Raw genomic sequence first — 22,102 nt, 5'->3', positions numbered from 1 at the left:
CACCAGGCTAACCGCGAGCACCGACAGCCGGCGCGCCGTCGAGGAGGGCGGCGACCCGCTCCCGCACCGCGGCCGCGATCTCCTCGACCGGGAGAGCGGCGTCCACGACGAGGAAGCGCTCGGCGTCCGTCTCGGCGATCGCCAGGAACGCCTCGCGCACGCGCCCGTGGAACTCCGCCTTCTCGGCCTCCAGCCGGTCGAAGCGGGTGCGGGCCGCGTCGAGCCGGCCCCGCGCGACGGCGGGATCGAGATCGAGCAGGACGGTGAGGTCGGGCCTCAGGTCGTGCGTGGCCCACTCCGACAGCCGCCGGACCTCGACGGCGTCGAGGACTCGCCCGGCTCCCTGGTAGGCGACGGAGGAGTCGATGTAGCGGTCCTGCACGACGACCTCGCCGCGCTCGAGCGCCGGTCGCACGAGCGTCCCGATGTGCTGGGCGCGGTCCGCCGCGTAGAGCAGGGCCTCGGCCCGGGGGTCGATCTCGCCGCGGTGGTGCAGCACGATCTCGCGGATCTGCACGCCCACCTCGGTGCCCCCGGGCTCGCGGGTGCGGACGACGGTCTCGCCCCGCGTGCCCAGCCACTCCTCGAGCAGCCGGGCCTGCGTGGTCTTGCCCGCGCCGTCCCCGCCCTCGAGGGTGACGAACAGCCCGGTCACGACTCCGTCGCGTCCGACGTCTCGGCGGCGGCCGCGGCAGCCGCGCGGCTCGCAGCGGTGGCGCGGGGCGCGGCGGGCTTCTTCGCCGCGGTCGTCTTCGCCGTGGTGGTCTTGGCCGCCGTGGTCCTGGCCGCGGTGGTCTTCGCCGCGGTGGTCTTCGCCGCGGTGGTCTTCGCCGCCGTGGTCTTGGCCGCCGTGGTCTTCGCCGCTGTGGTCTTCGCCGCGGGCTTCTTGGCCGGCGCGCGCTTGGCCGGAGCCTTCTTGGCCGGGCCCTTCGCGCGCTTGTCCGCGAGCATCTGGACCGCCTGCTCGAAGTCGATCTCCTCGATCGTCAGGCCCTTGGAGATCGTGACGTTGGTCTCGCCGTCGGTCACGTAGGCGCCGAATCGTCCGTCGCGGATCCGGATCGGCTTGCCGCTGACGGGGTCCGCCTCGAACTCCTTCAGCGCGCTCGACGCGCGTCGCGCCCCGTACTTCGGCTGGGCGAAGATCTCGAGCGCCGTCGGCAGGTCGACCTCGAAGATCTGGTCCTCGCTGGTGAGGGACCGGCTGTCGGTGCCCTTCTTGATGTACGGGCCGTACCGGCCGTTCTGAGCCGTGATCGGCTCGCCGCTCTCGGGGTCGTCGCCGACCGTGCGCGGCAGGTCGAGCAGGCGCAGAGCCGTCGCCAGGTCGATCGACGCGACGTCCATCGACTTGAAGAGGGAGGAGGTGCGCGGCTTCACCACTGCGGGCTTCTTCGCGCCGCGCTTCGCGGGCGCGGGCTCGACGACCTCGCCGGTTGTGGGGTCGGCCGTGGTCTCCGGCTCCGGATCGACCTCGGTCACGTAGGGGCCGAAGCGCCCGTCCTTGACGACGACGGTCTTGCCCGAGTCGGGGTTGCTGCCCAGCACGCGGTCGGTCTGCACGGGCGCGTCGACGAGCTCCTGCGCCTTGGCGGGGGTGAGCTCGTCGGGGGCCAGCTCGAGCGGCAGGTTGACGCGGCGGGGCGTCTCCTGCCCCTCCTCCTGGGCCACCTCGAGGTAGGGGCCGTACTTGCCGATGCGCAGGGTGATGTCGTCGGTGATCCGGACGGAGTTGATGCTCTTCGCATCGATCTCGCCGAGGTTGTCCACGACATGCCGGAGCCCGGGGTGCGTGCCTCCGCCGAAGTAGAAGCGGTTGAGCCAGGCGACGCGGTCCTCCTCGCCGCCGGCGATGCGGTCGAGGTCGCCCTCCATCTCGGCGGTGAAGTCGTACTCCACCAGGTCCGAGAAGAAGTCCTCGAGCAGCCGGACCACCGAGAAGGCGATCCAGTTGGGCACGAGGGCGGTGCCGCGCGGAGTGACGTAGCCGCGGTCGACGATGGTGGAGATGATCGACGCGTAGGTGGAGGGCCGGCCGATGCCGAGCTCCTCGAGCGCTTTGACCAGGCTCGCCTCCGTGTAGCGCGGGGGCGGCGAGGTCTCGTGGCCCTTGGCCTCGACCTCGGCGACGACCAGGCTCTGGCCGACCTCGAGCACCGGCAGCTTGGCGTCCTTCTCGTCGCGGGCGCCGTGACGCTCCTCGTCGCGCCCCTCCTCGTAGGCGAGCAGGAACCCGCGGAAGGTGATGACGGTTCCGGAGGCGGTGAACTCCGCGGTCTTCGCGACGTCGCCGGCCGGCTCGGCGAGCAGCGTCACGGTGGCGGTCGAGCCCTTGGCGTCGGCCATCTGCGAGGCGACGGTGCGCTTCCAGATGAGCTCGTAGAGGCGGAGGTCGTTGCCGCGGAGGGTGCCCGAGAGCTGATCCGGGGTACGGAAGGTCTCGCCCGCGGGCCGGATCGCCTCGTGCGCCTCCTGCGCGTTCTTGTTCTTGCCGGAGTACAGGCGGGGCTTGTCCGGGACGGTCTCGGCTCCGTAGAGGGACGCGGCCTGCGTGCGTGCGGCGTTCAGCGCCTGCTGCGACAGCCCGGGCGAGTCGGTCCTCATGTAGGTGATGAAGCCGTTCTCGTAGAGCGACTGCGCGACGCTCATCGTCTGGCGCGCCGAGAAGCGCAGCTTGCGCGCCGCCTCCTGCTGGAGCGTGGACGTGGTGAACGGGGCGGCGGGGCGGCGCGAGTACGGCTTGGACTCGAGGTTCGAGACCCGGACCGTCGTGGCGGGGTCGCGGAGGGCCTCGGCGAGGGCCCCGGCGGTGGACTCGTCGAGGACGGTGACGTCGCCCTTCAGCTGACCGCGGTCGTCGAAGTCGCGGCCGCTTCCGATCCGCTTGCCGTCGAGTCGCGCCAGGCGCGCGTCGAAGCCCGCCGAGGAGTCCGACTCGGGCGCGAGCACGGTGGCGAGGTCCCAGTAGCTCGCGGAGACGAACGCCAGTCGCTCCCGCTCGCGGTCGACCACGAGGCGGGTGGCGGCCGACTGCACGCGGCCGGCCGAGAGGCCGGGGCCGACCTTGCGCCACAGCACGGGCGAGATCTCGTAGCCGTAGAGGCGGTCCAGGATCCGGCGGGTCTCCTGCGCGTCGACCAGGGAGGTGTCGATGTCCCGGGTGTTGTCGCGCGCCTTCTGGATCGCGTCCTTCGTGATCTCGTGGAAGACCATGCGGTGCACGGGGACCTTGGGCTTGAGCTCCTCGAGGAGGTGCCACGCGATGGCCTCGCCCTCGCGGTCCTCATCAGTGGCCAGGTAGAGCTCGTCGGCGTTCTTCAGCGCGCGCTTGAGGTCGGCGACCGTCTTCTTCTTCTGGTCGGAGACGACGTAGTAGGGCTCGAAGCCGTTGTCGACGTCGACGGAGAACTTGCCCAGCGGGCCCTTCTTCAGCTCCGGGGGGAGGTTCTTCGGCTCGATGAGGTCGCGGATGTGCCCGACGGAGGCGAGCACCTCGTAGCCGTCGCCCAGGTACTGGGCGATGGTCTTGGCTTTCGCCGGCGACTCGACGATCACCAGCTTCTTCGTGCCGGACACAGTTCTCCTCGATTGGTGCTGTCGGGTCGGACGACCAGTGGTCCGACGTCCCCTGCTGCGGGGAGACGGTGCGCGGCGACGTGGTGCGGGGAACGGCGACGCGTCCCCATCGGCGGGGGCGCCCGACAGGCACACCATACACACTGACCCCGGACGTCCTGCCCCCTCCCGAGGAGACGGGGACCTCGGGAGGACGCTGGACACCGCCTCGGAGCCGCCTGCCCGACCTGCCAGGAGTGGGGGTGACGCGCGGCGCCGATCGGCGCATGATGAGGCATGGCAACGACGCACACCACCACGACCTCCGCCTACACGGCCAAGCTCCTCGACGGACCGCTGGAGGGCAAGACCCTCCGCAGGGGTTACGGCGACGATCAGGCCCCTGCCGCGCGCCTCGAGATCCCCGGGGCGAGGGCGGGCTCCCGCTACATCTACCTCCTCGCCGGCGGCCTCGAGCACGACGAGGGCGCGGGCGCTCTGCCGACCGCCGCCGCGTACCGGTATCAGCGGCTCTCCTCCGACTGACGCGCTCCCGCGGGTGTCGTCCGCACCTCGATGCGGACGACACCCGCTGCTGCCTCCTCTCTCAGGGCGGCGGGCCGGCCCGCGACCGCGCGGTGAGGGAGAGCGGACCCGCGGCGACCGCCGCCTCCGCCCTCGCGACGCCGCCGTCGACCTCGCAGAGGACGAGCTCGGCGCCGTTCGCGCGGGCCACGGCGGCGGCGCGCCCGCACGGATCCCCGGCCAGCAGACCGGAGGCGACGTCGGCCGCTGCCAGGGCCGAGGCGTCCGCGGCCGCGACCGCTCGCTGGTGCCCGACGACTCCTGCGCAGCCGGCGAGCACGGCGGCCGTCACCAGGATCGTGCCCGCGACGACTCCGACGGCCACGACCGCGGCCGATCCCTCCTCCCGGTCGCGGACAGCCCCGGGAAGCCGGCGGATCATCCGCCTCCGCCCAACGCGCAGGACCGGACCGAGACCGGGAGCGACACGGCCGGGAGCGGACGCAGCCGAGCCGCGACGTCGACGCAGACCAGTCCGTCCTGCTCCCCCGCCGTGAGCGACGCCCCCGCCACCCGGGCGAGCGGCGCGTGGGGGTCGTCGCCCCGGGCTGCGGACCGGGCCGCGTCGGCCGCCGCGTCCACGAGCCGGACGTACTGCGCCGAGGCCGCCACCGACCCCAGGCACAGTGCCAGCACCGCGACCACCGCCGGGAGCACGAGCGCGAGCTCGGCGGTGGCCGACCCCTCCTCCTGGACGAGCCGCCCGCGCAGCAGCGGGAGGCCCCTCATCCCGCCGCGGTGAGCGCGCGGGTCACCAGGTCGGTCAGGATGCTCCGCACCTCGTCGCCCTTGAGGATGACCACCAGCAGCCCGGCGAACCCGACCGCGGCCATCGTCGCGATCGCGTACTCCGCCGTCGCCGACCCCTCCTCGTCGCCCAGAGCGCCGAGCAGTCCCCACCCGGGTCGGCGCCACCCGACGCGGCCCGCCGAGACGCCGACGCCCGCCTCTCCACCGGACGCCGCATCTCCGCCCCTCCTCGAGCCCCGGCTCGTTCCGCCCCCGCCCACGCCCGCATCCCTGCTCCTGCCGACTCCCCGACTCCGCGTCGCTCCTCCGCCGCTGATCGCCGTGTCACCGCTCATCTGTCCTGCTCCGTTCCGCCCCGCTCCGTGCCCCCTCCTCCGAGGATCGCGGACTCCCGATCCCGCCGATCGACCCTCCGGCCGATCCGTGGAGACGCCTCCCGATCGCGCCCCTGTGGAGGAGCGGTCGACCCCGTCACGCCGCCACCGAGAACGTCGAGAGCAGCACCGAGACGACCATCGGAGCCACTCCGAGCAGCAGGAACGCCGGCAGCACGCAGACCCCGAGCGGCAGCATCAGGGTCACGCCGAGCCGAGCGGCTCGCTCCCGCGCCCCGGAGGACGCCCGCGCCCGGACCAGAGCCGCCTCGCTCCGGAGCAGGTGTCCCGCCGGCACGCCCGCCGCCGCGGAGAGGGCGAGCACCGGGTCCGCGTCGGAGAGCACGCGCTCGCCCGAGTCGAGCCCGCACTCGGCGAGCGCCGCCACGACCCGGGCGCGCGACGACTCGATCGAGCCGCCGCCGGCCAGCGCCACCGAGAGGAGGTCGAGCGCGAGTCCGGGCGCCGCATCCGGCGGGGCCGCGCTTCGGACGAGCCGCCGCGTCCACGCGTGCGCGGCCGCCATCAGCCCGGCTCCCCCGACCAGGCAGGCCGCACCGGGCACCGTCCCGAGGAGCACGCCGATGACGTCGAAGCCCAGCAGGGCCCCCAGACCCAGCGCCGCCAGCGGCAGCGCGCTCACGACCCTCCCGGTGGCGGAGGGACCGGCCAGAGCCACCTCGATGTCCCGGCGGGCACGTGCCAGCTCGCGCAGGGACTCCGCCAGCTCGCCGAGAGCAGCGGCGACCGGCGCGCCGGAGTCGGCGGCCACCCGCCAGGCCGCGGCCAGCGCCGCCCACGCGGTCGCCTCACCGGTGTCTCGCGCCCGCCGCCTCGACGGCCGACGCTCCCGTCCGCTCCGCCGAGAAGCGGGGACTCCACGCAGCAGCGCCTCGGTCACGTCGCCGCCGCGCCCCGTCTCCTCCGACACCGCCCGGAGGAGGCGCCTCCGCCGCGCGTCCCCGCGGCCGGCCCCCTCCGCACCGGCGAGATGTCCGAGCGCCGACGCCGGAGCCACGCCCGCCGCCAGGAGGACGGCCAGCCGGTGCACCACGGCCGCGACCTCGTCCAGGCCGTCGCGACGCGTCACGCGCCCGACCTGGAGACGCGGGGCAGCGTCCCCTCCTCGACCCGCAGCCGCCCGCTCGCGTCCAGCGCGAACGTCCCGGACGCCGCGAGCCGCCGTCGTCCACCCCGGCGCTCCAGGTGCAGCACCAGGTCGATCGCGCTGACGGTCTGCCGCGCGATCGCCTCGGGCCCCAGCCCTGCGAGGACCCCGAGCGCCTCCAGCCGCGCGGGCACGTCAGCGAGGGAGTTCGCGTGGAGCGTCCCCGCACCGCCGTCGTGCCCGGTGTTCAGCGCCGAGAGCAACTCGCGCAGCTCGACACCGCGGCACTCTCCGAGGACCAGGCGGTCGGGCCGCATCCGCAGCGCCTCGCGGACCAGCCGATCCAGGCCCACGGCCCCGGCGCCCTCGAGGTTCGGCTGCCGCGCTTCGAGCGAGACGACGTGCGGATGCGCCGGCCGGAGCTCGCCGACGTCCTCGATCGCCACGATCCGCTCGGTCGGCGCCGCGCACCCGAGCAGGGCGCCGAGCAGGGTGGTCTTCCCCGATCCGCCCGCTCCCGTGATCAGCAGGTTCCACCGCTCGCGGACCGCCCGGCGCAGGAGCCGCACGCCGTCGTCGTCCAGCATCCCCGCAGCCTGCAGCTCCCGGAGCGACCAGGACTCCGCCCGGGGCACCCGCACCGACACGAGCGCTCCGCCGGTGGCCACCGGCGGCAGCACGACGTGCACGCGGACTCCGTGGCGGAGCCGGACGTCGACGCACGGGCTGGCCTCGTCGACGTGCCGCCCGCCTGCCGCGACCAGCGCCACCGCCAGCCGCCGTGCTCCGGCGGCGTCGAGCGTCCACTCCGGCACCCGCTCCGCACCACCGCCCCGGTCGATCCAGAGGCCCGCGCCGCCGTTCACGAAGAGGTCGGTCACCGCGGGGTCCGCGGCGTGCGGCGCGAGCAGTCCGAGCGCGGCGGCGGCCGGGCGGGCGGGCAGCGGATCGCGGCGGTGCTCGGCGGGGACGAGGGGGACGAAGTCGCGGGTCATCCCGGCACGCTAGGAGCCGGCAGCGCGCCGTGGGAGCGGTGGCGGGTGATCCGGGGACGGACGCCCGTGTCCGCTCCTGTGGAGGAGCACCCGACCGGCCGGGAGCCGCTGGGCCGGAGAGACCCGGAACGCGGAGACGCCCCCGCGAGCAGGGCTCGAGCGGGGGCGTCCGTCCGCCGGATCCGGCGGGAAGAAGGGGGCGGCACCCATTGGGGGGAACAGGTGCCGCCTCGGCGGCGCTGGATTGGGGGGAATCACTTGCGCCGCTGGGCCGAAGTTCATTCGGCCGTATGCAACTGTAGGGGACGGATCGCGATTCGCCAAGCCCGGATCCCGTTCTCTGCGGACTCTTATCCGACACCCGCCCCGCACTCAGCTTCCGGCGCGCGGCGATCCCCGTCGGAAGCGGGCGCTACGGTGGTGCGACGCCGACCGCGCGGGCCGGCGAACGTCTCACTCGCGAAGGAGCGAATCGCAGATGTCCACTCCCCCCGACGCCCCGGCCGCCGACCGGAACGCCATCGACAACCTCCTCCACGAGACCCGCCGGTTCCCGCCGCCGGCCGATCTCGCTGCCGGAGCGGTCGCGACCGCCGCGCTCTACGACGAGGCCTCGGCCGACCGCCTCGCCTTCTGGGCCGACCGGAGCCGCGAGCTCCTGCACTGGCACCGGCCCTTCACGCGCACCCTCGACTGGAGCGAGCCCCCGTTCGCGAAGTGGTTCGACGACGGCGAGCTCAACGTGGCCTACAACTGCCTCGACCGGCACGTCCTGGCGGGCCACGGCGACCGCGTCGCCCTGCACTGGGAGGGCGAGCCCGGCGACTCCCGCTCGATCACCTACGCCGAGCTCACGGCCGAGGTGAAGCGCGCCGCGAACCTGCTCACGAGCCTGGGCGTCCGCGCCGGCGACCGCGTCGCGATCTACCTGCCCATGATCCCGGAGGCGGTCATCGCGATGCTCGCCGTCGCCCGGCTGGGCGCGGTCCACTCCGTCGTCTTCGGCGGCTTCAGCGCCGAGAGCCTCCGCGCGCGCATCGACGACGCGGAGGCGACGCTCGTCATCACCGCCGACGGCGGCTGGCGCAAGGGCGCCGTCTCGCCCCTGAAGCCGGCGGTCGACGCGGCGCTCGCCCTCGGCGGCGAGTCCAGCGTCCAGCACGTCCTGGTCGTGCGCCGCGGGGGCAACGAGGTCGCCTGGCACGAGGGCCGCGACCTCTGGTGGCACGAGGAGATCGTGGCGGTCGACGCCGACCACGTCGCGAAGCCGTTCCCCGCCGAGCAGCCCCTCTTCATCCTCTACACCAGCGGCACGACGGGGAAGCCCAAGGGCATCCTGCACACCAGCGGCGGGTACCTCACCCAGGTCGCCTTCACGCACCGCGCGGTCTTCGACCTGCACCCCGAGTCGGACGTCTACTGGTCGACCGCGGACGTGGGCTGGATCACCGGGCACAGCTACGTCGTCTACGGCCCGCTCGCCAACGGCGCCACCCAGGTGATGTACGAGGGCACTCCCGACAGCCCGCATCCCGGCCGCTGGTGGGAGATCGTCGAGAAGCACGGCGTGACGGTCCTCTACGCGGCGCCCACGGCGATCCGCTCCTTCATGAAGCTCGGCCGGCAGATCCCTCAGCGCTTCGACCTCTCGAGCCTGCGCCTGCTCGGATCGGTCGGCGAGCCGATCAATCCGGAGGCGTGGGTCTGGTACCGAGACGTGATCGGCGGCGGCCGCACCCCCATCGTCGACACCTGGTGGCAGACCGAGACCGGCGCGATGATGGTGTCCCCTCTGCCCGGGGTGACGACTCTCAAGCCCGGGTCCGCGCAGGTCGCTCTGCCGGGGATCTCGATCGACGTGGTCGACGACTCCGGGACGCCGGTCGGCGCCGACGAGGGCGGACTGCTCGTGATCACCGAGCCCTGGCCGGCGATGCTGCGCGGCATCTGGGGCGACCCGGAGCGCTACGTCGAGACCTACTGGTCGAAGTTCGGCGACCGCTACTTCGCGGGCGACGGGGCGCGTCGCGACCAGGACGGCGACCTTTGGCTTCTGGGGCGCGTGGACGACGTCATGAACGTCTCCGGCCACCGCCTCTCGACCGCCGAGATCGAGTCGGCCCTCGTCTCGCACCCGGTCGTCGCCGAGGCGGCCGTCGTGGGAGCCGCGGACGAGACCACCGGCCAGGCGGTCGTCGCGTTCGTGATCGCGAAGGCGAGCCAGGCCGAGGCGCTGGCCCACGGGCACGACGAGCTCGAGGCCGCCCTGAAGGCGCACGTCGCCGAGCACATCGGCGCGATCGCCCGCCCGAAGCGGATCTTCGTGGTGCAGGAGCTGCCCAAGACCCGCTCGGGCAAGATCATGCGCCGGCTGCTGCGGGACGTGGCGGAGGGACGCGCCGTGGGCGACACGACGACGCTCGCTGACACGCAGGTGATGGCGGTGATCTCCTCCGCGATCGCCGCGGACTGACCGGGCGCCGCCCCCTCCCGCCGCAGCGGCCGGAGGGGGCGGTGCGTCAGTCGAAGGCGACGATCAGCTCGACCTCGACGGGAGCGCCGAGGGGCAGCTCCGCCACCCCGACGGCCGAGCGCGCGTGGCGTCCGGGCTCGCCGAACACGTCGCCGAGCAGCTCCGAGGCGCCGTTGATCACGCCGGGCTGCCCGGTGAAGCCGGCGGCGGAGGCGACGAATCCGGTGAGCTTGACGATCCGCGTCACCCGGTCGAGCGATCCGATCGCGTCGGCCACGGCCGCGAGCGCGTTGAGGGCGCAGGTGCGGGCCAGGTCCTTCGCCTGCTCGGGCGACACCTCGGCGCCGACCTTGCCGACCAGCGGCAGAGCACCGTCGACGAAGGGGATCTGCCCGGCCGTGTAGACGAGGCCGCCGTGCACGACGGCGGGGACGTAGGCGCCGGCGGGGACCGCCACCGCCGGCAGCTCGACGCCGAGCTCCGCGAGACGCTCGGCGATCACGCGCCGGCCTCGGCGACGGGGCGCTTGAGGTACGCGACGAGGCCGCCCTCGGGACCGGTCACGATCTGGACCAGCTCCCAGCCCTCGGATCCCCAGGTGTTCAGGATCGCCGTGGTGTTGTGGATCATCAGCGGGGTGGTGATGTACTCCCAGCGCGGGACGGACATGGCTCTCCTCGGGTGCGGCCGGTGCGGGACGACTGCTGAGCGCCGCGCGTCGGCGGGATGAGCGCCGCGGCTCGTCCGAGCGCGGCGACTACGCTGATTCTATGTCGGGGCAGGGCGGGACCAGAGTCGTGAAGACCATCGGGGGCGCCGTCGGCGGTCTGATCGGCATCGTCGCCATGAGCGTCGTCGCGGGAGTCCTGGTGGCCGCCTCGGTGACGCCGGCGATCGCGCTGAGCGGCATGGCCGCCGGCAACACGGTGGAGATGTTCGACAACCTCCCCGAGTACCTCGAGATCGGCACGCTCGCCGAGAAGAGCGACGTCTACGCCAAGGACTCCTCCGGCGGCGACGTGCTGCTCGCCTCCTTCTACGCCCAGAACCGCGTCGAGGTGGGCTGGGACGAGATCTCGCCGTTCGTCAAGGACGCCGTGGTGGCCTCCGAGGACCCGCGCTTCTACGAGCACGGCGGCATCGATCTGCTCGGCACGGTCCGCGCGGCCGCGACGACGGCCCTCGGCGGGGAGGTGCAGGGCGGCTCATCCATCACGCAGCAGTACGTCAAGAACGTGCTCGTGCAGAAGGCGGAGGCGCTCAGCGATCCGATCGAGCGGGACGCGGCCTACCGCGAGGCCACGGAGACCACTCCGGAGCGCAAGGTCGCCGAGATGCGGCTCGCCATCGGGCTCGAGAAGGAGTACCCGAAGAACGACATCCTGCTGGGCTACCTCAACATCGCCCTGTTCGGCGGCACCGTCTACGGCGTCGAGGCGGCCGCTCGCTACTACTTCGGAGTGAGCGCGAAGGACCTCTCGCTCGCGCAGTCCGCCGCGCTCGTCGCGATCGTGAACAACCCCGAGAAGTTCCGCTTCGACCGGCCCGGCGACCCGGCGAACCCCGCCGCGGAGGGCTACCCGCAGACCCGGGACCGGCGCGACTACATCGTCACCCGCATGGACCTCGAGTCGAAGGTGACGTCCGAGCAGGCGCAGGCGGCCGTCGCCGAGCCCGTGGCACCGGACATCACCGAGCCGAGCACCGGCTGCCAGACGGCCGGAGTCGCGGCCTTCTTCTGCGACTACGTCACCTGGGTCATCAAGAACGACGACGCGTTCGGTGCGAGCCAGGACGAGCGCGACGCCACCTTCAAGCGCGGCGGCTACCGGATCTACACCACCCTCGACTCCGACCTGCAGCAGGCCGCCGTCTCGGCGACCGACGACTGGGTGCCCAAGTCGATGGCGAACGTGAACATCGGCAGCGCGAGCGTCTCGGTCGAGGTCGGCACCGGCCGCATCCTCGCGATGACCCAGAACAAGGACTACTCCAACGATCCGAACCTGACGGGCCCCAACTACACGAGCGTCAACTACAACACCGACTTCGGCTACGGCGGCTCCTCGGGCTTCCAGGTCGGCTCGACCTACAAGGTGTTCACCCTCGCGGAGTGGCTCCAGGAGGGGCACTCGCTCGGCGAGAGCGTGGACGGCACCCGCCGCGCCTACACGACCTTCCGGGACAGCTGCGAGCCCGACGGCGTCTACTACGGCGAGTCCTGGAACCCCGGGAACGACGAGGGCGGCAACGGAGGAGTGACCACGGCCCTGCAGGCCACGACCGGCTCGATCAACACCTCGTTCGCCGCCATGGCCCAGCAGCTGGACCTCTGCGGCATCCGCAACACGGCGCTGGCGATGGGCGTGCACCGTGCCGACGGGACCGAGCTGCAGAAGCTCGCGCCGACCATCCTCGGCACCAACGAGATCGCTCCGCTCACGATGGCCACGGCCTTCGCCGGCTTCGCGAACAAGGGCACCGTCTGCACGCCGATCGCGATCGACCGCATCGTCGACCGCACGGGCGCGGACGTCGCGCCGCCCGCCTCCGAGTGCAGCCAGGGGATGTCCGAGGAGGTGGCCGCGACCGCCGGGTACGCCCTGCAGCAGGTGGTCACGGGCGGCACCGGCGCCCCCTCCAACCCCCGCACCGGAGTGCCGCACATCGGCAAGACCGGCACCACGGACGACGCCCTGCACACGTGGATGGTCGGCGCGAGCACCGAGGTCGCCACCGCCACCTGGGTCGGCAATGTGACCGGCTTCACCTCCATGCGCGGATTCAGCCTCAACCGGGTGAACGCCGGCCAGGTGCGCCACCAGATCTGGCCGCGCATCATGCGCGTCGCCGACGCGAAGTACGGCGGGACGGCGTTCCCGGCTCCCGTCCGCTCGCTCGTCGACGCTCCGCAGGAGGCCGTGCCCCAGGTCACCGGCCAGAGCCCCTCTGCGGCCGCCGCACGCCTGCGCTCCGTCGGCTTCACGGTCCGCGTCGACACCTCTCCGGTGCCCTCCGACCGGCCGGCGGGGACGGTCGCCCAGACGAACCCTCCCGCCGGGTCGCGCGTCTCCCGGGGCGCGGAGATCACCCTGCAGATCAGCGCCGGACAGGCCGCCCCGCCGCCTGCGGGCTGAGCCCCGGCACCCCCGGCTGCTCCCGAGGGAGCGTCCGGCAGAATGAACGCGGCCGCGCTCGCGGCCGACGTGCGAGAGAAGGACCCATGACCGGACGCACCCGTCGCCCCCTCACCACCGCCCTCGCGGCCGTCGCTGCGGCCGGAGCCGTCGCCGCGGCCTGGGGCATCGGCGTCGAGCGGACGCTGTTCACCGTCCGGCGCGCGTCGTTCCCGGTGCTGCCCGCCGGTTCCGAGCCGATCCGCATCCTGCACGTGTCGGACCTGCACATGGCTCCGTGGCAGACGAAGAAGCAGGAGTGGATCCGCTCGCTCCTCGCCCTGGCGCCCGACGTCGTGGTCGACACCGGCGACAACCTCGGCCACCGCGACGGCGTGCTCGGCATCCGCCGGGCTCTGGAGCCCTTCGCCGGGATCCCCGGCGCCTTCGTCAATGGATCCAACGACTACTTCGGCCCTCGGATCAAGAACCCGCTCCGCTACTTCGTCGGCCCCTCCAAGAACCCCCGGCAGCACGAGGCCGATCTCGACACCGAGGGGCTGACCGGCTTCTTCTCGGGCGGGCTCGGCTGGGTGGACCTCAACAACCGCGCCGAGAGCATCACGGTGAAGGGGACGCGCATCGAGTTCTTCGGCGTCGACGACCCTCACATCGGCCTGGACCGCATCGACCTCGTCGCGGGAGCCGTGGACGAGCTGCGCGGCGCGGAGGACGGACCGGCGGGTGTCAGCATCGGCGTGGCGCACGCGCCCTACCAGCGCATCCTCGACGACTTCGTCGCCCGCGGTGCCGAGGTGATCCTCGCCGGGCACACGCACGGCGGCCAGGTCTGCGTCCCGGGCTTCGGCGCCCTCGTCACGAACTGCGACATCCCGCGCGGCAAGGTCGCCGGCTCGACGACGTGGGACAACGGACTGCGCAGCTCTCACCTCAACGTGTCGGCCGGAGTCGGCACCTCCATCTACGCCCCGGTGCGCTTCGCCTGCCGGCCCGAGGTGACCCTCGTGACGCTCACCCCCGCGGTCTGACGAGGGGTGTCCGACGGCGGTCCGGAAATCGGCTACTATTGTCGAGGCTCGTGAGCGGTTCTCCGTGATGAGCACACCGGGGTGTGGCGCAGCTTGGTAGCGCGCCTCGTTCGGGACGAGGAGGTCGTGGGTTCGAATCCCGCTACCCCGACCGGTGAGAAGCCCGGCCAGGATCGATGATCCGGCCGGGCTTCGTCGTTCCCGGGGCGTTCCGGAGTCCTGCTGCAGCGGGGCTCGCCCGCCGTCCTGAGCTGGACCCCGGGCGAGGGCTCAGCCGTGGCGGAGCCGGATCGTCGGCGGAGCTGCCGCGATGACCGGGCTGCGCTCCCCGGCTCGAGCACCCACGGCGGCGCGCGGAGTGCGTGCGCACGGGCGCGCCTCAGCCCGCTCCTCCGCGCCTCCCGGCCCGATCCCAGCAGCCGGGAGCGAGACTGTTCTTCCGCCGTCGTCGCCGCCCCCGCCCGACGACCGACGAGAGGAGCACCGTGACCCGGTCGCTCACCCGCCTCACCCTCGCGATCGGCGTGCCGTACGTGGTCGCCCTCGCAGCGATCGCCTTCTGGCCGACGCCCGTCGATGCGGGGATGCGGGGCGATCTCGGCCGGGTGACCTCCTGGTTCGCCCGGCACGGCCTCCCGATGGTCGACTACGCGTTCATCGAGTCGACCGCCAACATCGCCCTGTTCGTCCCCCTGGGGCTGCTCCTGGCGCTCAACCTGCGGCTCCGGAGGGCGTGGGTCGCTGTGGCCGTCGGCGCCGTCGTGAGCTCGCTGATCGAGGCGGGCCAGCTCCTCTTCCTCTCGGCGCGCTTCGCGACCGTCGACGACGTGGTGATGAACACCTCCGGTGCTCTCCTCGGCGCGGTCGCCGGCGTGCTGCTCCGGATGATCGTCCGCGCACGACGACGCCGGAGGGCGGCGGAGTGGGACGACGCCTTCGCGCACATCCCCCTCCGCGGCACCTCCGGCGTCGTGGCGGATCAGCCGAGCCGCGTCCGCTGAGACGACGGCTCCGCCGCGTCAGCGGCCGAGGCCGCGGTACTCCCAGCCGGCCGCACGCCAGGCGGCGGGGTCGAGGCAGTTGCGACCGTCGACGAGGAAGGTGTTGGCCACCTTCGCCGCCGTGGCCGCGGGGTCGAGGGCGCGGAACTGCTTCCACTCGGTCACGACGACCACGGCGTCGGCACCGGCCAGCGCCTCGTCGACATCGGTCGTGTAGGTGATCTCGGGGTAGCGGCGGCGCGAGTTCTCGATCGCCTCGGGGTCGGTCGCGACCACGATCGCGCCGAGGTCGTGCAGCCGCGCGGCGACGTCGAGCGACGGCGAGTCGCGGATGTCGTCCGACTCCGGCTTGAACGCCAGACCGAGCACCGCGATGCGGCGGCCCTCGGCGGAGCCGCCCAGGCCCTCGGTGACGAGGTCGACGACGCGCTGGCGGCGACGCAGGTTGATCGCGTCGACCTCCTTGAGGAAGGCGACGGACTCGCCGACGCCGAGCTCGTCGGCGCGGGCCGAGAAGGCGCGGATGTCCTTCGGGAGGCAGCCGCCGCCGAAGCCGATGCCCGCGTTCAGGAAGCGGCGGCCGATCCGCACGTCGTAGCCGATCGCGTCGGCGAGCTGCGTGACGTCCGCGCCGGTGACCTCCGCGATCTCGGCGATCGCGTTGATGAACGAGATCTTGGTCGCGAGGAAGGCGTTGGCCGAGACCTTCACCAGCTCGGCGGTGGCGTAGTCGGTGACCACGAGCGGGGTCTCGGCGGCGAGCGCGGTCGCGTAGACCTCGTCGAGGGTCGCCTTCGCCGCGGCTCCGGCCTCGCCCGCGGGCACGCCGTAGACGAGGCGGTCGGGGCTGATCGTGTCCTTCACGGCGAAGCCCTCGCGGAGGAACTCGGGGTTCCAGGCGAGGGTCGCACCGGAGGAGGCGATGCGGTCGGCCAGGCGGGCGGCGGTGCCGACGGGCACGGTCGACTTGCCGACGACGAGGGAGTCCGCCTCGAGGTAGGGCAGGAGACCGTCGATCGCCGAGTCGACGTAGGTCATGTCCGCGGCGTTCTCGCCCGGCTTCTGCGGAGTGCCGACGGCGACGAAGTGCACGGCCGCACCGGCGGCGTCGGCCATGTCGGTCGAGAAGCGCAGGCGGCCGGAGGCGACGCCGGAGGACAGCAGCTCCGGGAGGCCGGGCTCGAAGAACGGCGCGGTGCCGGCGGCCAGGGCGTCGATCTTCTTCTGGTCGACGTCGATGCCGATGACGTCGTGGCCGAGCTCGGCCATGGCGGCAGCGTGGACGGCACCGAGGTAGCCGCAGCCGATGACAGAAAGCTTCACAGGGGTTCTCCGAATCGTGGCGGGTTCGTGTCGCGGTCGCGACGGTGAGGAGGAGCGATGCGATGCGGCGAGGCGTCAGCGCGACCGGGGACGCGCGACTACCGCCGCGCCAATGCTCTCAGATCACGGGAGACGTCGGCGACAGCGGCCGCGATCTGCGCCGCCACGCGCTCGTGCACGGCCTCGCTGCGGCCGATCGGGTCCTCGATGTCGTCGCCGCCCTCGACCCGCGGGGCGCGCCCGCGGTGCGCGGCGGCGAGGCGCACGACGGCGCGGAGCCGCGCGGCGGGGTCCTCGACCGTCGGCAGCGGCACCTCCCGCAGCACGAAGGGCAGCACGCGGGCGAACTCGAGCAGCGTGAAGCCGCGGAGGAGGAGCGACGGGAAGCGCCGGGAGGCGTCGACCAGGTGGTCGCGGGTCATCGTGAGCAGGAGATCGGCGTCGCCGACGGTCGCGTCGCCGAGCACCGCGCTCGTGTGCGCGGCCGGGTCTCCCCCGTGCTCGGCCGAGAAGCGGGCCGAGACCGGGTCCATCGGCAGTCCGTCGCGCGTCCTCACTCCGGCGCTCGTGAACGCGAAGAGCGGACCTCCCTCGAGCGAGGTCGCGTCGGCGAGTGCGGCGCGCAGCAGCTGCTCGGCCATCGGGGACCGGCAGATGTTGCCGGTGCAGACCGAGAGCACGGTGAAGACGGGGGCGGCGGAGGCGGCGACCGGCTCGTCCGGTCGCCAGCTCCGGCGGGCGGGGCGGGCGGAGTCGTCTCCCGGGAAGATCATCGCGGGGCGCTCAGGCCGAGGTCGACGCGGGCTCGGCCTCGACGGCCGTGTCCGGTCGGGCGCCCGATCGCTCGGAGCCGTAGTAGCTCGTGTAGTAGTAGCCGTAGCCCCGGCCGACCTGGCCGCGCGCGGGCACGCGGTTGAGGATCACGCCGAGGGTGTGGCCGCTGACCCGCTCGAGGTTCTGGATGGCCTTGCCGAGCTCGTCGGTCGTCGTCTTGCCCGCGGAGATGACCACGAGCGCGCCGTCGGTGCGGGCGGTGAGGATGGCGCCGTCCGTGACGGGCAGGAGCGGCGGCGCATCGACGATCACGATGGCCTCGCGGGCGATCTCGTGCAGGAGGATGTCCATGCCGTTGGAGCCGAGCAGCTCGGACGGGTTCGGCGGGATCGACCCGGCGCCGAGGATCCAGAGATTGCCGGACGGGCCCCACGGCTGCAGGACGTCCTGCAGCTCGGCCTTGCCGATCAGCAGGTCGGTCAGGCCGACGCCGGGCACGAGGCCGAACGACTTGGCGACGGTGGGCTTGCGGAGGTCGCCGTCGACGACGACGGTGCGCTGGCCGGAGGCGGCGAGCGTCACCGCGAGGTTCGCGGTCACCGTCGACTTGCCGTCCGAGGGCAGCGGGCTCGTCACGACGATGATGCGCGGCGGGCTGTCGATGTTCATGAACTGCAGGTTGGTGCGGAGCTCGCGCAGCGACTCGGCCAGGGCGTGCTTGCCGTCGGCCTTGATGTAGTCGGTCGTGTCGGCCTCGGGGACGATGCGGTTGGTCTCGCTGAGGCGCTTGTCGACGGGGAGGGTGCCGACCACGGGGAGGTCGAACAGGCGCTCGACCATCTCGGCGGTGCGGATGCGCCGGTCCAGCGTGTTGCGGACGAACGCGTAGACGAGGCCGAGGACGAGGCCCGCGAGCGCGCCGACCGCGAGGACGAGGCGCAGGTTCGGGAAGGCCGGCGAGGACGGGAGCGCCGCGGTCTGCAGGACGGTGAGGGAGACCGTGTCGCCGACGCCCGTCTCCTGGTTGACCTGCTGCACCTTGGTGGCGATGGCCGCGACCCAGGCGTCGGCGAGCTTCTGCGCGCCCTCGGGGGTGGAGGCGGTGGCGCTGACCTTCATCACCGGGGCGACCGTGTCGGCCTGCACGGTGATCGCCGAGATCAGCGTGGCGGGCGAGACGTCGAGGCCGAGGCTGTCGATCGCGATCTGAGCGACGTCGCGCGAGGTGGCGATCGGGACGTAGGTGGCGAGGCTCGACTTGGCGACGGACTGCGCGATCTGCTGCGTGTAGATCGCCTGGCCGTCGTCGGCACCGGTGGTGGCGACGGAGACGAGTCCCTGCGAGTCGGCGACGTAGCGAGGCTTCTGCGTCAGCGACCAGCCGAAGGCGACGAGAGTGCCGAGGAGGATCGCCGCGACGATCGGGATCCAGTGGTCGCGCAGCAGCCGGAGGACGTCTCGAAGTTCCACAGAGTCAGATTCCTTCGCTGGTACGGATCACGCGGCGGGTGCCGGAGACGGGTTCTTCCGAATTCTGACACAGCGCTTCCGCGCCCTCGGCGCCAGGCGCGTCAACCGTGCCACCCGTCGGGGGTGGGCTGCGGCGGAGTCCCTCTCGTGATCACACCGAGGCCCTCGAGCTCGACCAGGGCGGACTCGACGACCGCCTCCGCATCGACGCCGGCGGGCGGCGGGCCCGCCTCCTCGAGCACCGCGGCGACGAGACCGGGCAGATCGGAGCCCTGGCCGGCGTGCCGCCAGATCGTCGGGCCGATGCCGGACAGGCGCACGAGGGTGTCGCCGCAGAAGACGAGCAGCTCGCCGTCCGGGAGCTCCACGGCGTCGTCCGCAGGGGTGCGCAGGACGATGCCGGGCAGGGCCTCGCGCACCGCGTCGAGCGGCACGGAGACCACCTCGGACCAGGCGGACGGCGCTTCGGTGCCGAGGGACACGAAGGCCTCCTCGACCAGGTGCACCACGCTCGCGGCCTCCGAGTAGACCAGTCGCCGGACGCCGCCCACCGCCGAGAGGGTGCGGACGAGATCGGCGATCGGCCGTGGGCGGGCCGAGAGGTAGGAGGTCTGCGGCACCAGGTCCTCGATCGCGTCGACCGGGTCGACGTGCTCGAGGAAGGGCGTCCCGACGCCGTCGCGGCGCTCGAGCAGGACGACGCCCGCGAGCCGCAGGGGCGCCTCCGGGACCGGTCGGAGGGCGAGTGACCCGGGCGCGAGCTGCGCCTTCGGCGCCGACCCGGTGAGCGGCTTCACCGACAGGGGCTTGGGATAGGGCAGGACGCGCCCCTCCGGGGTGACGCCGACCGTCTCGTCGGTGACGTAGCCGAAGCGGGACCCGAGCGTCCGGGCGATGGTGGTCTTGCCGGTCCCGGACGCAGCGACGAAGGCCAGCACGCGGCCGGACTCGTCGGAGATCCCGCAGGCGTGGAGCATCAGCAGGTCGGCGCGACGGGCGCCGATCGCCTCGAGGGTCAGCGTCGAGGTGAGGGACTCCTCGAGCTGCGCGAGCGTGGCGCTCGAGACCCGGGGCGAGCCGTCGACCGGGACGGAGGGATCGTGCCCCACCTCGGCGAGGACGTCGCGCGCTGCCGCGTCGGGCTCGGACGCGCAGGCGGCCCAGCTGTCGGCGATCCGCGCCGCGTCCTCGTCGCCGACACCGCGTCCGAAGACCACGCGGAACGGGGTCTCGAGGACCGAGACGGACAGGGTGCGGGGCTCGGCGCCCCTCCCCGCGGCGATCAGTACGCCCCGTCGCGGGCGAGGACGGCGCGCGCGGTCTTGAAGAGGATCACGATGTCGCCGGTCATCGACCAGTTCTCGACGTAGTACAGGTCGAGGCGGACGGTGTCCTCCCACGAGAGGTTCGAGCGTCCGCTGACCTGCCAGAGGCCGGTGATGCCGGGCTTCATCAGGAAGCGGCGGTGCACGTGCTCCTCGTACTGCTCGACCTCGCGCGCCAGGGGCGGGCGGGGGCCGATCAGTGACATGTCGCCGCGGAACACGTTCAGGAACTGGGGCAGCTCGTCGAGGCTGAAGCGACGGAGGATCGCGCCCACGCGGGTGACCCGCGGGTCCTTCGCCATCTTGAAGAGGATCGAGTTCCCCTCCGCACGCTGCTGCGACGCGAGAGCCGCCAGTCGCGCCTCGGCGTCGACGACCATCGAGCGGAACTTCAGCATCTCGAAGGTCGCGCCGTTCAGGCCGATGCGCTCCTGCCGGAAGAGCACGGGTCCGGGGCTGGTGGCCTTGACCAGCACGGCGACGACGATGAGCACCGGCGCGCTGAGGATGATCAGCATGGTCGACGCGAGGATGTCGAAGAGGCGCTTGGCGAACCGCTGGCGGCCGTCGAAGCGCGGGGTCTCGACGTGGATCAGCGGAAGGCCCGCGACGGGGCGGGTGTGGATGCGCGGACCGCCGATGTCGGTGAGGCTCGGCGCCACGACGAGGTGCTCGCGCCCGGGCTCGAGGGTCCAGCTCAGCTCGCGGATCCGCTGCGGTGCCAGCTCGTCGGAGCTCGTGACGACCACCGTGTCGGCGCCGGTGGCGTCCATCACGGCGCGGACGCCGTCGATCCCCGTGAACCCGTGGACCGCGAGGCCCGAGAGCTCCTGCTCGCTCTGCAGCGCCTCCGCCCCGCCGACCGAGGTCGAGACGGCGCCGACGAGTTTGTAGCCGGCTTCGGTGCCGCGGCGCAGCTCGCGCGCGGTGTGCAGGACGCTCGCGCGGGAGCCGAGGAGCACGACCTGGCTCGAGAAGCGGCCCGCCCGGCGCTGCCGGGTGAGCCAGGAGCGCCAGACCAGGCGGCCGACGCAGATCAGCACGATCCCGGCGGGGAACGCCGTGATGATGTAGCCCCGCGCGAGCAGGATCTGGAGCAGGTAGGCGATGATCGCGACGATGCCGAAGAGCCAGATGGAGGCGTCGACGACGCGGCGGTACTCGACGTAGCCGGTGCCGACGATCCGGCGGTCGCGCGTGTCGAAGACCTGGAGGGCGAGGAGCCAGCCGACCGACAGGGCGACGGACACCCAGGTGTAGCTGACCGCGATGTCGGCGGGGTTCTTGAACCCCAGGTCCGAGTTCAGGTTCAGGTCGAACCAGAAGAGCTGCGTGCCGAAGACGGAGAGGACGATCGCGACGACGTCCGTGATGAGCAGCCGTCGCCGGTAGTCCTGCTCCCACGACGGCCGACGCCTCAGCGGTGCCCCTTGCGCCGTCATCGTTTCCCCCGACCTTTCCTGCTGCTTCGAAAGGCGTAATTCCGTTTCCGGTGTTGTCACGTCGTCAGGCTACCCACTTCCTCGTTTCGGAGGGGTGTCGCGCCGGTGAGGAACGCTCGACCGGTCAGCCGCGGAGCCGGCCGCGGCTCTCCTGGAGGTAGCACGCCCCGCACAGGGATTCGTAGGTGACCGCCGTTCCGTCGATCGCGACCTGATCGCCGTCGAAGACGAAGCGGCCGTCCACGACGCGCCCGTTGAAGATCGCTTTGCGCCCGCACCGGCAGATCGTCTTCAGCTCCTCGAGGCTGTGGGCGATCTCCAGCAGCCGCCTGCTGCCCGGGAACGCGGCGGTGCGGAAGTCCGTCCGGATGCCGTAGGCCAGGACCGGCACGTTCTCGAGGATGGCGATCCGGAGCAGATCGTCGACGTGCGACTCCGGCAGGAACTGCGCCTCGTCGACGAGCAGAGCGCTCACGTCGCGCTTCGACTCGGCCAGGACACGGGCCCGGGCGGCGGTGAAGACGGCCACCGGGTCGCCGTCGGGCTCGAACAGGATGTCCACCGGACGGGTCACGCCGAGCCGCGACACGATCAGCTCCTCGCCCTTCGTGTCGACGGCCGGCTTGGCCAGCAGCACCCGGTGCCCGCGCTCCTCGTAGTTGTGCGCGGCCTGCAGGAGCGACGTGCTCTTCCCGCTGTTCATCGCTCCGTAGCGGAAGTACAGCTTGGCCATCAGGTCTCCTCGGGGCGGGTCCGGGGGCG

Annotated in this window: 20 protein-coding genes and 1 tRNA gene; 6 read left to right on the top strand and 15 right to left on the bottom strand. The window is 72.8% G+C overall.

What is annotated here, in order from left to right; all coding sequences use genetic code 11:
* Positions 1 to 7: 7 nt before the first annotated feature.
* Positions 8 to 655 (bottom strand): dTMP kinase, encoded by a 648-nt coding sequence (tmk, locus tag C5C24_RS12315; protein WP_104276341.1) that lies wholly within the window; start codon positions 653 to 655, stop codon positions 8 to 10.
* Positions 652 to 3,576, bottom strand: coding sequence for a type I DNA topoisomerase (gene topA / locus C5C24_RS12310; protein ID WP_104305092.1), 2,925 nt, complete (start codon positions 3,574 to 3,576; stop codon positions 652 to 654). Before topA ends, tmk begins: the two co-directional genes overlap by 4 nt.
* Before the next feature lie 276 nt (positions 3,577 to 3,852).
* On the opposite strand from topA, the gene C5C24_RS12305 reads away from it, so the two are divergent.
* Positions 3,853 to 4,101, top strand: coding sequence for a hypothetical protein (locus C5C24_RS12305; protein WP_104222197.1), 249 nt, complete (start codon positions 3,853 to 3,855; stop codon positions 4,099 to 4,101).
* A gap of 61 nt (positions 4,102 to 4,162) precedes the next feature.
* On the opposite strand, the gene C5C24_RS12300 is transcribed toward C5C24_RS12305, so the two are convergent.
* The 5 genes from C5C24_RS12300 to C5C24_RS12280 all read right to left on the bottom strand — a co-directional run bounded on the left by C5C24_RS12300 (position 4,163) and on the right by C5C24_RS12280 (position 7,367).
* The gene (locus tag C5C24_RS12300; RefSeq protein ID WP_104305091.1) at positions 4,163 to 4,522 is read right to left on the bottom strand and encodes an Rv3654c family TadE-like protein; all 360 of its coding nucleotides are present in this window, start codon (positions 4,520 to 4,522) and stop codon (positions 4,163 to 4,165) included.
* Entirely contained in the window at positions 4,519 to 4,869 is a 351-nt protein-coding gene (locus tag C5C24_RS12295; protein ID WP_104305090.1) for a TadE family type IV pilus minor pilin, read from the bottom strand. Before C5C24_RS12295 ends, C5C24_RS12300 begins: the two co-directional genes overlap by 4 nt.
* On the bottom strand, positions 4,866 to 5,033 hold the full coding sequence (locus C5C24_RS18580; protein WP_104280822.1) for a DUF4244 domain-containing protein: 168 nt from the start codon (positions 5,031 to 5,033) through the stop codon (positions 4,866 to 4,868). Before C5C24_RS18580 ends, C5C24_RS12295 begins: the two co-directional genes overlap by 4 nt.
* A gap of 328 nt (positions 5,034 to 5,361) precedes the next feature.
* Positions 5,362 to 6,354, bottom strand: a complete 993-nt coding sequence (locus C5C24_RS12285) for a type II secretion system F family protein (protein WP_104305088.1) — start codon at positions 6,352 to 6,354, stop codon at positions 5,362 to 5,364.
* Positions 6,351 to 7,367: a TadA family conjugal transfer-associated ATPase gene (locus C5C24_RS12280; protein WP_104305087.1), complete on the bottom strand. Its 1,017-nt coding sequence runs from the start codon at positions 7,365 to 7,367 to the stop codon at positions 6,351 to 6,353. Before C5C24_RS12280 ends, C5C24_RS12285 begins: the two co-directional genes overlap by 4 nt.
* Before the next feature lie 478 nt (positions 7,368 to 7,845).
* Here C5C24_RS12280 and acs point away from each other — a divergent pair, with 478 nt between their 5' ends.
* Positions 7,846 to 9,840, top strand: a complete 1,995-nt coding sequence (gene acs, locus C5C24_RS12275) for an acetate--CoA ligase (RefSeq protein ID WP_104305086.1) — start codon at positions 7,846 to 7,848, stop codon at positions 9,838 to 9,840.
* Positions 9,841 to 9,886: 46 nt separating this feature from the next.
* Here the strand turns inward: acs and C5C24_RS12270 are convergent, their stop codons facing one another.
* Together C5C24_RS12270 and C5C24_RS18005 are read right to left on the bottom strand one after the other, a co-directional pair.
* Positions 9,887 to 10,342 carry a RidA family protein gene (locus C5C24_RS12270; protein ID WP_219812876.1) on the bottom strand — a complete coding sequence of 152 codons (456 nt, stop codon included), beginning with the start codon at positions 10,340 to 10,342 and terminating at the stop codon, positions 9,887 to 9,889.
* The gene (locus C5C24_RS18005; protein WP_164861113.1) at positions 10,339 to 10,509 is read right to left on the bottom strand and encodes a hypothetical protein; all 171 of its coding nucleotides are present in this window, start codon (positions 10,507 to 10,509) and stop codon (positions 10,339 to 10,341) included. Before C5C24_RS18005 ends, C5C24_RS12270 begins: the two co-directional genes overlap by 4 nt.
* A 101-nt stretch (positions 10,510 to 10,610) precedes the next feature.
* Here C5C24_RS18005 and C5C24_RS12265 point away from each other — a divergent pair, with 101 nt between their 5' ends.
* The 4 genes from C5C24_RS12265 (at position 10,611) to C5C24_RS12250 (ending at position 15,006) form a co-directional block, all read left to right on the top strand.
* Positions 10,611 to 12,977 (top strand): transglycosylase domain-containing protein, encoded by a 2,367-nt coding sequence (locus tag C5C24_RS12265; RefSeq protein WP_104305085.1) that lies wholly within the window; start codon positions 10,611 to 10,613, stop codon positions 12,975 to 12,977.
* Between the two features lie 86 nt (positions 12,978 to 13,063).
* Positions 13,064 to 14,005: a metallophosphoesterase gene (locus tag C5C24_RS12260; protein ID WP_104305084.1), complete on the top strand. Its 942-nt coding sequence runs from the start codon at positions 13,064 to 13,066 to the stop codon at positions 14,003 to 14,005.
* Between the two features lie 77 nt (positions 14,006 to 14,082).
* A tRNA-Pro gene (locus C5C24_RS12255) sits at positions 14,083 to 14,156 on the top strand.
* A 334-nt stretch (positions 14,157 to 14,490) separates the two neighbouring features.
* Positions 14,491 to 15,006, top strand: coding sequence for a VanZ family protein (locus C5C24_RS12250; RefSeq protein ID WP_258065208.1), 516 nt, complete (start codon positions 14,491 to 14,493; stop codon positions 15,004 to 15,006).
* 18 nt (positions 15,007 to 15,024) lie between these two features.
* Here the strand turns inward: C5C24_RS12250 and C5C24_RS12245 are convergent, their stop codons facing one another.
* The 6 genes from C5C24_RS12245 to C5C24_RS12220 form a co-directional block, all read right to left on the bottom strand.
* Positions 15,025 to 16,329 carry a UDP-glucose/GDP-mannose dehydrogenase family protein gene (locus tag C5C24_RS12245; RefSeq protein ID WP_104305083.1) on the bottom strand — a complete coding sequence of 435 codons (1,305 nt, stop codon included), beginning with the start codon at positions 16,327 to 16,329 and terminating at the stop codon, positions 15,025 to 15,027.
* 98 nt (positions 16,330 to 16,427) lie between these two features.
* The gene (locus C5C24_RS12240) at positions 16,428 to 17,102 is read right to left on the bottom strand and encodes a hypothetical protein (RefSeq protein ID WP_104305082.1); all 675 of its coding nucleotides are present in this window, start codon (positions 17,100 to 17,102) and stop codon (positions 16,428 to 16,430) included.
* Between the two features lie 10 nt (positions 17,103 to 17,112).
* Positions 17,113 to 18,573 carry a polysaccharide biosynthesis tyrosine autokinase gene (locus tag C5C24_RS12235; RefSeq protein ID WP_104276324.1) on the bottom strand — a complete coding sequence of 487 codons (1,461 nt, stop codon included), beginning with the start codon at positions 18,571 to 18,573 and terminating at the stop codon, positions 17,113 to 17,115.
* Between the two features lie 101 nt (positions 18,574 to 18,674).
* The gene (locus C5C24_RS12230; protein WP_104276323.1) at positions 18,675 to 19,790 is read right to left on the bottom strand and encodes a hypothetical protein; all 1,116 of its coding nucleotides are present in this window, start codon (positions 19,788 to 19,790) and stop codon (positions 18,675 to 18,677) included.
* Positions 19,791 to 19,855: 65 nt separating this feature from the next.
* A complete protein-coding gene (locus C5C24_RS12225; protein WP_104276322.1) occupies positions 19,856 to 21,340 on the bottom strand; it encodes a sugar transferase in 1,485 nt (494 codons plus the stop codon).
* A gap of 124 nt (positions 21,341 to 21,464) precedes the next feature.
* On the bottom strand, positions 21,465 to 22,073 hold the full coding sequence (locus tag C5C24_RS12220) for a thymidine kinase (RefSeq protein ID WP_104227256.1): 609 nt from the start codon (positions 22,071 to 22,073) through the stop codon (positions 21,465 to 21,467).
* Positions 22,074 to 22,102: the final 29 nt, after the last annotated feature.

Origin of the sequence: Rathayibacter sp. AY2B3, from assembly GCF_002931755.1 — a bacterium.
Classification (GTDB): domain Bacteria; phylum Actinomycetota; class Actinomycetes; order Actinomycetales; family Microbacteriaceae; genus Rathayibacter.
The sequence above is the reverse complement of the archived record's forward strand: the minus strand, read 5'-3'. Positions and strand labels throughout refer to the sequence as shown.

Excerpts from the sequence above, each read along its gene's own strand:
- C5C24_RS12305 (WP_104222197.1), top strand. The coding sequence starts at position 3,853 with ATGGCAACGACGCACACCACCACGACCTCCGCCTACACGGCCAAGCTC.
- C5C24_RS12300 (WP_104305091.1), bottom strand. The coding sequence starts at position 4,522 with ATGATCCGCCGGCTTCCCGGGGCTGTCCGCGACCGGGAGGAGGGATCG.
- C5C24_RS12295 (WP_104305090.1), bottom strand. The coding sequence starts at position 4,869 with ATGAGGGGCCTCCCGCTGCTGCGCGGGCGGCTCGTCCAGGAGGAGGGG.
- C5C24_RS12280 (WP_104305087.1), bottom strand. The coding sequence starts at position 7,367 with ATGACCCGCGACTTCGTCCCCCTCGTCCCCGCCGAGCACCGCCGCGAT.
- acs (WP_104305086.1), top strand. The coding sequence starts at position 7,846 with ATGTCCACTCCCCCCGACGCCCCGGCCGCCGACCGGAACGCCATCGAC.
- C5C24_RS18005 (WP_164861113.1), bottom strand. The coding sequence starts at position 10,509 with ATGTCCGTCCCGCGCTGGGAGTACATCACCACCCCGCTGATGATCCAC.
- C5C24_RS12265 (WP_104305085.1), top strand. The coding sequence starts at position 10,611 with ATGTCGGGGCAGGGCGGGACCAGAGTCGTGAAGACCATCGGGGGCGCC.
- C5C24_RS12260 (WP_104305084.1), top strand. The coding sequence starts at position 13,064 with ATGACCGGACGCACCCGTCGCCCCCTCACCACCGCCCTCGCGGCCGTC.
- C5C24_RS12240 (WP_104305082.1), bottom strand. The coding sequence starts at position 17,102 with ATGATCTTCCCGGGAGACGACTCCGCCCGCCCCGCCCGCCGGAGCTGG.
- C5C24_RS12225 (WP_104276322.1), bottom strand. The coding sequence starts at position 21,340 with ATGACGGCGCAAGGGGCACCGCTGAGGCGTCGGCCGTCGTGGGAGCAG.
- C5C24_RS12220 (WP_104227256.1), bottom strand. The coding sequence starts at position 22,073 with ATGGCCAAGCTGTACTTCCGCTACGGAGCGATGAACAGCGGGAAGAGC.